The following is a 12,435-nucleotide window of genomic DNA, read 5'->3' on the forward strand; positions in this document are numbered from 1 at the left end:
CGCACGTCATCAGCCCGATGCCGTCTCCGGACGGCATCGGGCGAAAGAGCCGAGCGTGACGTTCGAGACCGACCATCTGCAGATCCGCGGTCATCTATTGAGAGTGGAGCCGGTCCGGTAGGTCGGCCAGCGCGAAGACCTTCCAGAAATAGGCATCCGCCGCGTGCTGGTCGCCGGGGTAGTTGATCGCCTCGGCGATACGGCCCTCCTCGACGCGGAAGGCCAGCGCCCAGGTGATGTCCAGTCCCTTGGGCTTCGTGCTCCACCCGCGGTGCAGGTCGACCACCCAGTCGCCGTCCGCGGCCAGGAAGATCGTCTCGGCCTTGAAGCCCGCCCGGCCGAGCGCCTTGAAGAAGGCCAGCACCTCGTCCGGACCCTCTTTCGTGCCGGCCAGGGGATGGTGTCCGGGGATGGTCCAGGTGATGTCCCGGGCGAAGAACCTCGTGCGCAGCGCTTGGAGATCGCCTTTTCCGTAGGCGTCGTAATACTTGCGGATCAGGGTGACGTTCGGATGCTCGCGAGGCTTGCCGACGGGCGCCGCCGCGGCCGGTTCGGGGCCCGCGATGGTCGCGGCGGCCGCGGCCGCCGCGGTGACGCCGGCGGCGCGCAACAGGCTCGCGCGAGAGATCTCGCTCAAGAGGAACTCCTTTCGGAAATGGGGACAGCGCTTGTCCCGCTCATGTGGTGGTCGGAGGGAAAGACGGCGATGGCCAGTGCGCCCAACGCCGAGTTGCTGCGCGGTGACGTTTAGAGCGCAGGCGACGCCGTGACGAGCCTGTGCGGTACCCCGGTGAGGGACGCGGCCCTCATGGCGGCGAATGCCAGCCCCTGACCCACGCTCATGACGACGACGCCGAAGACGTCCCCCTGCCGGGAGTGAGTTCAGAGGTCACATGAGCTCCGGTCGCGAGTGAGCTGTCACCATTGGCTCTCCATAGACCGCGGACTTTCCGCGCCGCATACCAGCCGCTCAGTAGCGGCCCACAACATCGCGGATCAGCCCGTCCTGGATCAGGAATGCGTAGGAGAAGCTCTCGCCACCGCCCCCGCCCGTCTTGAAGTCGTAGTTCACGACGTACCGGTCGCCGTCCCAGCGGCTCCCGGTGGGCTTGTAGCGGCCGCCGACGTCGAGTACTTCGGGAATGAGGAAGCGATTCATGATGTCGGCGCGCGACGGGTAGACGCGGCCTGCGCTGTCGAATCGGGCGTTCTCCGCGAAGGTGGCCTCGACCCCTTTCGCGTCCCCCGCGTTGGCGGCGTCCAGGAAGCGGCGCGCGACCCGTTCGGCCTCCGCCTTGTCGACGGGCACGGCGACGGTGGACGCCCGAAGAGAATCCGAGGCGCCCGCCTCTGTGCCGGTGCCTGCGGAATTTTCCGGCGAACCGCCGGTATCCCCCGCGCCACCGCAACCTGTGAGCAGTACCGCCGCCACCATTGCGAAGCCGATGTGCCTACGAAAACGCATGACAAAATCTCCAACCCTGCCATTTTCTTTCCTTCGCTTCCCGGCCGACGAGTGGACGCTGTGCCCCCGGCCCTGCGAGCGCAGGGCCTCCGCGGGCCGAGGGGAGGTCTCCGCTGCCGAAGGACGTCCGCTGGGCTCAGCAAAGCGCGGGCTCCCCGCGCGAGTCCAAGACCTTTGCCTATGCAAAAAGCGCATGGTGGCCCAAGGGCTGGCGTCTCACCCGAGATGGCAAGGGAGTATGAGACCCATGCCCATACAGTTGACGCCTAGATCAGCCCTTGGGTCAGGGAGGCCTGCGCATGGACGTGGACACGCGATCCCTGCGGTATTTCATCGAACTCGCCGAACAACTGAACTTCACCCGCGCCTCCGAACGGCTCTTCGTCTCCCAGCCCGCGCTGAGCCGAAGGATCCGCCAGCTTGAAGAGGACCTCCGCACGCCGCTGTTCGAGCGGACCGGTCGCGAGGTCCTGCTGACCGCTGCGGGCGAGGCGCTCCTCCCGCTAGCGCGGCAGCTCATCGCCGACTGGCAGGCGGCCCAGCGCACCGCACGCGTCGTGGCGGCGGCCAGGTCCCGAATCCTGCGAGTCGGATTCGAGGCTTCGGGTGCCGGGACGATGGCCACCCAGGCTTACACCGAGTTCATGCGGCGGCACCCCGATTCCTCCGTCGAGCCCAAGCGCTTCGAGTGGGGCGGGGAGGTGATGGCGCTGCACGAAGGCCTGGTCGACGTCGCCTTCGTCTGGCTGCCCGCCCACACCACCGGATTGCACACCGAGGTCGTGGCCGTCGAGCGGCGGATGGCCGGGCTGGCCACCGGACATCCGCTGGCCGGACGGGACACGATCTCGATCCTGGAGCTGAACGACGAGCCGATCGTCTGGACCCGGCGGGCGCCGCGGGACTGGGTCGACTGGTGGGCGGTGAACCCGCGTCCCGACGGACGGGAGCCGCTGTGGGGACCGGAGAACGACAACGTCGAGGAGATGCTCGAACACGTGGCCTCCGGCCGGGCGATCTGCATCAGCCCCGAGTCGATGACACTGCACTACAGCCGTCCGGATCTGGCCTGGGTGCCCGTGGACGACGTCCCACCGCTGCGCATCGCCCTCTGCTGGCCGGTGAACACCACCAACCAATCCGTCGCCGACTTCGCCTCCGTGGTCAGGCACCTGTCCAGGGAACCCACGTCCGACTCGACCCGCGATCCGATCCCCGGGGAAGCCCGCAGGATCGGCGGTTGACACGGTGGTGCCGCCCGACGGGCTCTAACACCGTTATGAACGCAGTCCGGAGAATCAGTTCACCATTGATGTTGTTGGTCGTTGCTGTCGCTATTGGTCGTCGTTGTGGCTGGCTGCGGAGACGCGGCCCAGGCGCGGTTCTTGATGCGGTAACTGTCTGGTACTGGGGCGACATGGACCCGTACACGGTCAGACCCGGACCCCGCAGATATTCGATACGTACCTGCTCGCCGGGCAGATAGCCGGAGGCCCTAATCCGGACCGTCCACCCGGCAGTTCCAGCGGCCGGCACGACCTCGGCGACCGGCGCGCTCGCACGAGGTGGCATCGGCAGAGCCTGCGTCGGCGGACCAGTGCTTCGCGTGAGGCAGGTGGAAGCCGCCCTGTCCGAACTGCGGTCCTGAACAACCCCTGGGATCGCCGCGGACGCCACCCACACTGCCACCAGCGCCACAACCACGCCTGCCACCTTGGGATCAGTGAAATAGGTCAGGACCAACCACGCGATCGCGGCACACACCGGTGCGGCGGGCAGCAGTAGCCAGGCTGCAGCCACGTTTAGCGTGTAGAGCCACACCCAGCCCGCGCTGCCCGCCACGATCACTGTCCCAGCGGCGATGGGGGTCAGCCACGGCGGAACGGCGATCGGGTGACGCTCAACCGTGTTAGGAGCCGAGGAAAAAGGTCTTGGTGATCACCGGCTGATCGGTGGCCCCTGGGCAACAGCCGCGCCGCAGCCGCCGCGTCCTGTTGCGTCCCCCACGATCTCGGACGCGATCGTGATTAAAGTGAGCGCGCCTCGTCCCGAGTTGGGCGCCGGGCGTGGGACACGGCTTGCGGACGTGCGGCCGTTCGGGTGTGGTGGAGGTGACGTGGGCAGCGCGAGGCGACCTACAGCGCTGCTGCGGCGCATCGGTGAGGAGCCGAGAAGATGAAGGCACTGGCACCTGCGGTGCACCGGGCGATCGTCTGCGTCGACGTGGAGGAGTTCACCGATCGGCGGCGCACTCACCCGCACCAGATTGCGGTGCGCAAAGGCCTCTACCGGGCGCTCGACCAGGCGTTCGCCCGAGCGGGAGTCGCCTTGCGGCACTGCTACCACGAGGATCGCGGCGATGGGGCGTTGATCCTCGTGCCGCCGGACGTCCCCAAGGACCTTCTCGTCGCCGGTGTCCCGCAGGAGCTGGTCACGGCGCTGGCCCAGCACAACCACGAGCATGACGAACGGGCACGGATCCGGCTGCGGTTGGCGCTGCACGCCGGGGAGATCCACCACGACGATCACGGCGTCACGGGCACCGCCATCAACCTCGCCTTTCGGCTGCTGGAGGCCGCGCCGCTCAAGCTGGCGCTTGCCGACTCGTCCGGCACACTCGCCATGGTCGCTTCGCAGTGGTTCTTCGACGAGGTCATCCGGCACACGCCGGGCAGCGCGTCCAGCTCGTATCGGCAGGTGCCGATCGTGGTGAAGGAAACCCGGACCAGCGCGTGGATATGCCGGCCCGATGATCCCTATCCGCCCGATGAGACGTCCATGGCGGAACCGCCCGCACCTCCGCAGGCGCGGGAATGGCCCGTCCCGCGGCAGTTGCCCGCCGCCACCCCGGTGTTCGTCGGCCGGGAGGCCGACCTGGCGGCCTTGGACGCGCTGCCGGGCCGCGATGGCGCGTGCGAGGCGGTGGTGATCTCCGCGATAGCCGGCGGTGCGGGCGTGGGCAAGACGACCCTGGCGGTGCACTGGGCGCAGCGTGTCCGGGAACGCTTCCCCGACGGGCAGCTATTCGTCAACCTGCGTGGCTATGATCCGGGCGACCCGCTCAGTCCGCTGGAGGCCCTGGACGGCTTCCTGCGAGCGCTGGACGTACCCACCACCAAGATCCCTCTCGATCTGCAATCCCGGGCGGCGCTGTTCCGGTCCATGCTGGCGGGACGCCGGATACTGGTGGTGCTGGACAATGCCGGCAGTGCCGACCAGGTCCGGCCGCTGCTACCGGGCGTTCCCGGTTGCCTCGCGCTGATCACCAGCCGCAGCCGCCTGTCGGGGCTGACCACACGCGAAGGGGCCCACCGGCTTCCCCTCGACGTCCTGCCGGTCGATCAGGCAGTACACCTGCTGCGACGGACCATCGGCGCCCCACGGGTGGACGCCGAACCGGACGAGGCGCAGGAACTCGCGCAGCGGTGCGCGTACCTCCCGCTGGCATTGCGCATCGCCGCCGACCGCGCGGCAGGCCATCCGCACCTCAAGCTGGCAGACCTGATCGAGGAACTCGCCGATGAGAGTGCCCGGTTGGACATGCTGGCGACAGACGACGAGACCACCGCAATACGAGCGGTCTTCTCCTGGTCGTACCGGAGGCTGCCCGACGACGCTGCCAGGGCCTTTCGCCTGCTGGGTCTCCACGCCGGACCCGACATCGCGCTCAACGCCGCCGCGGCCTTGCTCGGCCTCTCCGTCTCCCGCACGCGGACCGTCCTCGACACGCTGACCGGCCAGCACCTGCTGGAACACAGCGGACGGGACCGTTACCGATTCCACGATCTGCTTCGCGTCTACGCGGCTGAGCGCGCCGATCACGACGACACTCACACCACCCGCGACACCGCTGTGGGACGCCTGCTCACCTGGTATCTGCACACGGCCGGAGCCGCGCATGACGTCCTGCTCCCACACGGTCACCGGATCGATCTCGACCAATCGAACACCGAAGGACCATCGCCATTGGAATTCGCCCATCGTGACCTGGCACTGGCGTGGTTCGACGCGGAAAGGCATAATCTCGTCGCCGCTGTCCGGCACGCCGCGGAGAGCGGCCGCCACGCCATCACCTGGAAACTCGCGCACACGTTGATCGCCTTTCTCCACATGTGGTGGTATCCAGACGATTGGCTCACGGTGCTGCACACGGGTGGCGTCGCTGCCCAGCGTCTCGATGACGCGGGTGCGCAGGCCGTCATGCTGCTCCATGACGGGGTGTGGCATCGCGAGTTCGGCCGCTATCGCGAAGCCATCGAATTGTATGAGAGATCGTTGAGATTCAATCGCGAGTCCGACGACCGCCGAATTGAAGGCTTCTGCCACAACAGCCTCGGCGTGGCCCGTACCGAACTCGGTGAACTCGATGTGGCAGTGAACCACCTTCAGTTGGCGCTACAGGTCTTCCGTGACATATCTGATCGCCGTGGGGAAGGGATCGCCTTGTCCAACATCGGCGAGGCCTACCAGAGACAGGGACGGCTCGACGATGCGATCGACTGCAACCGGCGGGCGGCGGTGATCCTCCGATCAACCGGAAACCACGAAGGCCGGGCGTCGGCGCTGCGCCGCATCGGGAAGGTTTACCGAGAGCTTCAGCGATACGATGATGCCGCCCACCATTACCGGGAGGCACTCGATATCCTGCGCGATAGAGGACATCGAAGGCAGACCGGGTACGCCCTCGTCGGCCTGGGAGAGGTCCATCTCGATGCCGGCCACCTTGAAGCGGCGCGGCAATGCCTCCAAGAGGCACTCGCCATCTTTACCGACGTTGACACTTCGCAGGCAGCAAAAGTGCGCACCAAGCTGGCTGCTATCGACATTCCGAGAAAGGTGCGATGATGGAGAATAGTCGAGATGAGCTGACTCACGTCTCCTGGCGAAAGAGCAGCAGATCTCAAGAATTCGAAGACTGCGTGCGTGTTGCCCGAATCGGAAACAGCTGCGCCATCAGCGACAGCAAGGACCCGGACCAGGTTATGATCACACTCGCCGTCAAAGACCTCCGACACTTCATCCACTCCATCTGCTCCGGAGAGCACGACCTGCCTCTACCCTGAAACGGCTGCACAGGACCACCGACATCGAATATGAAGGTGCCCGAAAAGGAAGCGGCAACGGTCCTGCACTCGCCCGACACGATGACCGTGCCCTTGTGAACGCTTCCCCGCCTCACCGAGATCCATGGCCTCTCTGGCATGCGGCCCCTGGGTCATCGGCAGAGCTGCGCGAGCTGCGGCGGGAGAGGATGTTGGGGCTGAGGCAGGACCCCCGGGATGGATCGTTCGGTTAAGGGCCGAGGTAGGCCATTAGGGCCTTGCCGCGTGGGGAGAGGCGGTATCCGGTCTCCAGGCTTTCGGTTAGGCCGAGGGATTTGAGGCGGCGGACGTCGGCTTTGAACGGGAGTTTGTCGCGGTCCAGGCGTTCGGCCAGGTCCATGGCGCGCAGGCCGGGGTGTTCCTCGATGAGGCGCAGGACCTCGCGGGTCCAGGGGCCGCGGCGGCTGCGGGTGTCGATGGCGTCCAGGGCGGCTTTGAGGTCGGCCAGTTCCTGGTCGGTCAGGTCGGCGTTGCCGGCCAGCTCCGCTCTGGGATCGGGGCCGCCCAGATGGAGCATGACGCGGTGGTAGCCGCCCTGCTTGGTGCTCTTGGACAGGGCGGTGAGCAGCGCCGCGCGGCTTTTGAAGCCCGAGCGCAGGGCGTCCTCCTCGGTGATCTCCTCGGGGGTGACGGCCGTGACCGAGTCGATGACGATGATCCCCGCCCAGGTGCGCTGGGTGCTCCCGGCGCGGGCCCGGGGCTCGGCCCACACCCGGAACACCCGGTCGATCCGTCCGCCTGCGATCCCCTCAAGGACCTCTCGCTTGAACAGCACAGTTCCCTCCCGGGTGATGCGCCTCTCGTCCTGCAACTTCATGCGGGGGACCCAATAGGTCATGCTAAGCGAGCTGCAGGAGGCCGCCCGAGCAGGAACGATGACCCGAACGGCCACCTCGACCGAATGAGCCGCCGACCTCCGCGGCTTGGGCACAGTGCCGCGCCTCGCCACAGCTGACCGGCCGAGGAACCGCCGGTCACCACTGGCGGACGAGTTCGATCGAGGGTCACGCTGGCAGCGCCGAGATCCCGTTAGGGCTTACCTCACCAGGCGGCCGCGAGCGTTCAACAGCGTTGGAGGGTCGTGCTGGTCGTCGACGATGTGTCGGCGGGACGCATGGCGGCGGCCGCGAACAGTGCGGTGGCCAAGGCGACGATTCCGGCCACGCCGCCGACGAGGTGGAGCCAGTCGGTATGGGCTTGCTGGTGTCTGGGCGGTACTACCGGTTCTCAGGGGTCATGTGGTGCTGGCGGTAATGGTCGGCCAAGATGTCGTCGCCGAAGTCATCCGCGGGGTTGCGCCAGACCGAGTGGATGTGGGCGCCGTTGTTTTGAGAGTTGTCGTGTTCGATCAGCAGGACCGGTCCTTGGATACGGAAGTAGTGCCGGTCTCCGGGTGATGTGCCGCCGGCCCAGGCGAACACCAGGTTATGCAGGCCGGCACGCTCGATTTTGTGGAGCTGCGCTGCCGCCGCGTCCGATGGCAGCCGTCCGGCGAAGGCTTCGACGATGGCGAACAGGTCGCCGAGCTGGTCCTCGCGCAGCGCGTCTCCGGGCAGCCCGCGGGGGTCGTCGCGCACGTAGCTGAGGATGTCGCGCTCGGCCTCGCTGATCACGTAGTCGGGCTCGGGCGCGAACACCGGATCCGGCCGCTCGACGTGACCGATCTTGGGTGTGATGCGGGTCGCCAGATCCGGCGGCGGTCGATGGTGGATGATCGCGGTGGCGCGTTGCGCGGGGTCGAGGGAATTGACGAAGCGGAAGCCGGCCTCCTCGTCATCGGCGAGCGGGGCGAGTGTCCCGAAGGTCGCCGGCTGCGAGCCGAGCAACGACGGGGTGGGAGACACGTAACGTCCGTCCACCACCGTGAAGTTGAGCGAAACATGGTGCCCGGCGAGCTGCCATCCCCACGCGCCGGTGTCGCCGGGACGGCCGAACACCTTGAAGCAGTACCGTCCCGGGTCGAACAGGTCCGCGCTCGCCGGACGTCTCGCGGCGGTCAGCGCGCGGAGCACATGCTCCATGGCGATCACCGAGACGACCTTGGCGTAGCCGGGCATGCTGGTACCGGACACGATCAACTCGTGCGCGAGCTTGCGTTGCGCCTCGTCCAGCGCGCCGATCGGCAAGCCGTCGCGTTGCCTGGCGGGCAGGAACGACCAGTCGCGCCGCTGAGCCTCATCGGCGAAGTCGAAACCGACCTTGTCGCGCTGCGCCTCGGTCAGCGCCGCAAGGAGGGCGGCTGCGGCTTCGGCCATCGCACGTGCGGTCTCAGGAGCAGTCCGCGCCAACTCGTCCACTGTCCATCCCCCGCTCTCAAAGCCTGCACAACCCCCGGTCCAGCGGGCCATTCTGGCAGCTGACGATCAAGGCGTCGTGGCTTGAGCCCCAGCGTAGCCGGAGGGCTTGAGCAAGGAACGCCGGCCTGGACGTTCACTACCGGCCGCGGGGAAAGGCGCCCGACCGCCCTAATGAGCAGCAGATCAGGGTGGTGGCGCGGAGCGCGATGAATTTTGGGGGAACCGGCGGTCTGAGTGTGGAGTGATCACCACTGAGCACGAGCTGATCGAGCGTTTGACGCCGATCGGTGAGGAGCTGGGACCGTCCCGGCGCGGGAGGAAATACAGGGAGGCACGGATGCGGAAATTGGATCAGCCCGTCAACCTGCGCCTGGTGAAAAGCACGGCCTTCCCGTCCGGAGTCCTCGAACTGGTGTACGCGCCAGCCGACAAATAAGACCGGGAAGGCGACGCATCGTCACGGTGTGGGCTCGGTCGTTCGCCCGCGCGCCTGTCACGAGGTGGGGGTGCCTGAGGACTGTTGGTTCGCCGCTTGGAGTGAATCGTGATCGTGGGAGGTCGCCGTCCTCGGCCTTCCTACGAGGCGGGGCTTTCCTGCGCTGAAGGACAGGGCCGCCTGGACGACGCATATCGCCATGAGGACCGATACCGGCGTGGTCCAGGAACCGGTGACGTCCCGCAGCACGCCGACGGTGAACGGACCGAGTGCGGCGAGGAGGTAGCCGGCGCTCTGCGCCATCGCCGACAGGGCGGCGGTGTCCGTCGCGGTGCGGGTTCGCATGCTGAACAGCGCCAGGGTCAGTGGGAACACGCCGCCGCCGATGCCGATGAGCACCGCCCAGAGCCAGGGGACCGACTCCGGACGGAGCAGGAGGCCGGCCAGGCCGACGATCTGGACGGCGGTCATCCCCGCGCCGAGGGCTCCCTGCCGCCGTAGCCGTGCGGCCAGGACCGGGACGACGAAGTACACCGGTACGCCGACGAGGAGCGCGGCGGCCAGGAGGGTGCCGGCCTCGCCCGGTGCGAAGCCGGCGTCGATGTAGATGGTCGGCAGCCAGGCCATGACGACGAAGGCGAGGACGGACTGCGTCGCGAACAGGAGGGTGACCGCCCAGGCGACCGGACTGCGCATCATGGCCGTCATCGACGCGCGGGATCCGGCCGGGGTGCGGCTCCGGCGCAGCTGGGGCAGCCAGATCGCCAGAGCGGCGGCGGCGAGGACGGACCAGGCCGCGAGGCCGCCCCGCCAGCCGCCGGCGGCGTCCCCGATCGGCACGGTCGCGGCGGCGCCGATCGCGGCCCCGGCGGACATGGCGGCACTGTAGGCGCCGGTGACCTCGCCGGCGCGGGCCGGGAACTCGATCTTGACGATCACGGGGATCAGCACGTTGCCCACCGCGATGCCGGCGCAGGCGACGAAGGTGCCGGCGAGGAGCGCGGCCTCGCCGCCGACACGGACCAGCTGCCCGGCCAGGAGCAGTCCGAGCGCGAGGGCGAGCCCGGCCTGCGCGCCCACCCGCCGGATGAGCAGGGGCGTCACCAGGGCGATGCCGCCGAAGCACGCGACCGGCAGGGTCGCCGCGGTCGACGTGGCGAGCGTGGACATCGCGAGATCGGCGCGGGCCTGGTCGAGAACGGCGCCGAGGCTCGTCACCGCGACACGGAGGTTCACGGCGACGAGGACGACGGCGACCAGCACCACCAGCGGTCGCCTGAGCGCGCCGCGAGCGGGTGCCGCCCCGGTGGCCTGGCCGTTCCTGGTCACGTCGCGTCCCGTTCACCAGGGGTGCCCGGCGCCGCGCGGAACGCGGTGTGTGCCTGGGAGCCCCGGCGTCTCGCGGTGGATCCGTCGTCCGGGTTCATCACGCCCCGAGGGTCGGCTGCGCGGACGTGCCGGACCGTGCGCTCGCCGCGATGAGCGCGCGCACCGCGTCGACGGCGGTGGCGAACAGCGGGGCGGCGGAGGGGGCGGTGCCGGTGTCGATGGCGTCCTGGCTCCACATCATCACGACGCCGCCCGTGCGCACCTTGAGCACGGTGCCGACGATGAACACGGCGGCGGTCTCCATCTCCGAGCAGACGGCCCCGCCTCGGCGCCATGCCTCGAAACGCTCGGTCAGCGCGGCCGCCAGCGGCATCCGCTCCGGTTCCGTCTCGCCGTAGTAGGAGTCCTTGGTGTGCGCGGGTCCGCACGTGTACGGGACGCCCGCGCGGTCCGCGGCAGCGCGCAGCGCGAGCACCACGTCGATGTCCGCGACCGCCGGGAACTCGACCGGCAGGTACTGCCTGGTGGTGCCCTCGTCGCGGATCGCCGCGGTGAGGACGGCCAGCTCGCCGTTGCGGGTCTCGGGCCGCATCGAGCCCGACACGCCGACCCGGATCATCGTGTCGACCCCGAGCGCGGCCAGCTCTTCCACGGCCAGGGCGGTGGACGGTCCGCCGACGCCGGTGGAGGTCACGATGACGGTCGCGCCGCCGGCCGTGCCGCGCCAGGTCTCGAACTCGCGGTTGCGGACGACGAACTCGGGATCATCGAGGAGCGCGGCGATCGAGGCCACCTGGTCGGGGTTGCCGGGCAGGAGGGCGTACCGTCCCACGTCCCGGGCGCGAAGGTGCAGGTGGTGGGCCAGCTTGTCGCCGTTCATCCAGTTACCTCCGTGTGTCAATTGCGGCCATAGAGTGTCATAACCCAACTACGTTCGTCACTATTGACATACGCGGACAAGGCACCTACGGTTCCGGCACGGCCTGACGACGAGGAGGCGCCCGTGCGGTACACGCCGGCGATGGAGTCCGCGCTTCTGGCGTTCATGAACGTCCAGGAAGGCCCCGTAGGGGCGCGGGCGGCCACCCGGCACCTGCGCGGACGCGGCTTCGACGTCAGCGAGTCGACCGTCAGCCGGCTGCTCAACGACCTCGACGAGCGGTCCCTCACCCTGTCCCTGGGGAAGAAGGGGCGGATCCTCACCGAGGAGGGGAGCCGCGTCGCGGCCAACCAGCGGCTGGACAGCCGCCGGGAGTCGTCCTTCGCCGACGCCCTCGCGCTGCGCGACGTCCACGACCTGATCGACCACCTGATCGGGCGGCGGGGGATCGAGCGCGAGGCCGCGCGGGCCGCCGCGCTCCGGGCGCGCCCGGAGGAGCTCACCCGCCTCCGGGAGATGGTCGAGACGAGCGGCGAGGCGCGCTGGCGGGAGCGGCTCGCCTTTCACAAGATGATCGGCCAGTCCTCGCACAACAAGCAGATCCAGGCCATCAGCACCACCCTGTTCGACGAGCGCCTCGACGTGCTCGAACGACTGCTCATCATGATCGGAATCAAGCAGGATGCACTGCTTCGGTGGGACCAGGAGCACCGCGACATCGTCGCGAGCATCTCGGACCGGGATGCCGACGGCGCCGAGCGGCTCATGGTCGTGCATCTCGACGGAATGATCCGTGAGACGGAGCACTTCGCCAACAGCGGAAACGCTCACGTCATCCACACGCTGCTCGCGGAAAACGACCTCGCGTAGAGCGCTACCCCTTCCTCAACACAGCGATCACGACGACGACTCTTTCGGGAGCACGA

The 12,435-nt window shown here is 68.3% G+C and carries 10 protein-coding genes; 4 read left to right on the forward strand and 6 right to left on the reverse strand.

Features of this window, described 5'->3' with window-relative positions; translation table 11 throughout:
- Positions 1-94: 94 nt before the first annotated feature.
- Both E1287_RS06325 and E1287_RS06330 read right to left on the reverse strand, forming a co-directional pair.
- Entirely contained in the window at positions 95-637 is a 543-nt protein-coding gene (locus tag E1287_RS06325) for a nuclear transport factor 2 family protein (RefSeq protein WP_207934048.1), read from the reverse strand.
- 333 nt (positions 638-970) lie between these two features.
- Positions 971-1,309: a nuclear transport factor 2 family protein gene (locus E1287_RS06330; RefSeq protein WP_131963881.1), complete on the reverse strand. Its 339-nt coding sequence runs from the start codon at positions 1,307-1,309 to the stop codon at positions 971-973.
- Positions 1,310-1,764: 455 nt separating this feature from the next.
- Here E1287_RS06330 and E1287_RS06335 point away from each other — a divergent pair, with 455 nt between their 5' ends.
- From E1287_RS06335 to E1287_RS06345, 3 genes are all read left to right on the forward strand, one after another.
- Positions 1,765-2,709, forward strand: a complete 945-nt coding sequence (locus E1287_RS06335; protein ID WP_207934049.1) for a LysR family transcriptional regulator — start codon at positions 1,765-1,767, stop codon at positions 2,707-2,709.
- A 931-nt stretch (positions 2,710-3,640) separates the two neighbouring features.
- Positions 3,641-6,310: a tetratricopeptide repeat protein gene (locus E1287_RS06340; protein ID WP_131963882.1), complete on the forward strand. Its 2,670-nt coding sequence runs from the start codon at positions 3,641-3,643 to the stop codon at positions 6,308-6,310.
- A complete protein-coding gene (locus tag E1287_RS06345; protein ID WP_131963930.1) occupies positions 6,310-6,528 on the forward strand; it encodes a DUF397 domain-containing protein in 219 nt (72 codons plus the stop codon). The genes E1287_RS06340 and E1287_RS06345 overlap by 1 nt, the downstream gene beginning before the upstream one ends.
- A gap of 229 nt (positions 6,529-6,757) precedes the next feature.
- Here the strand turns inward: E1287_RS06345 and E1287_RS06350 are convergent, their stop codons facing one another.
- The 4 genes from E1287_RS06350 to E1287_RS06370 all read right to left on the reverse strand — a co-directional run bounded on the left by E1287_RS06350 (position 6,758) and on the right by E1287_RS06370 (position 11,509).
- On the reverse strand, positions 6,758-7,384 hold the full coding sequence (locus E1287_RS06350) for a hypothetical protein (RefSeq protein WP_207934050.1): 627 nt from the start codon (positions 7,382-7,384) through the stop codon (positions 6,758-6,760).
- A gap of 400 nt (positions 7,385-7,784) precedes the next feature.
- A complete protein-coding gene (locus tag E1287_RS06355; protein ID WP_131963883.1) occupies positions 7,785-8,915 on the reverse strand; it encodes a DUF3500 domain-containing protein in 1,131 nt (376 codons plus the stop codon).
- Between the two features lie 442 nt (positions 8,916-9,357).
- On the reverse strand, positions 9,358-10,629 hold the full coding sequence (locus E1287_RS06365) for an MFS transporter (protein ID WP_131963884.1): 1,272 nt from the start codon (positions 10,627-10,629) through the stop codon (positions 9,358-9,360).
- A 97-nt stretch (positions 10,630-10,726) separates the two neighbouring features.
- Entirely contained in the window at positions 10,727-11,509 is a 783-nt protein-coding gene (locus tag E1287_RS06370) for a nucleoside phosphorylase (RefSeq protein ID WP_131963885.1), read from the reverse strand.
- Between the two features lie 123 nt (positions 11,510-11,632).
- On the opposite strand from E1287_RS06370, the gene E1287_RS06375 reads away from it, so the two are divergent.
- Positions 11,633-12,379 carry an FCD domain-containing protein gene (locus E1287_RS06375; protein WP_131963886.1) on the forward strand — a complete coding sequence of 249 codons (747 nt, stop codon included), beginning with the start codon at positions 11,633-11,635 and terminating at the stop codon, positions 12,377-12,379.
- Positions 12,380-12,435 lie beyond the last annotated feature (56 nt).

This window comes from Actinomadura sp. KC06, from assembly GCF_004348735.1.
Lineage (GTDB): Bacteria > Actinomycetota > Actinomycetes > Streptosporangiales > Streptosporangiaceae > Spirillospora.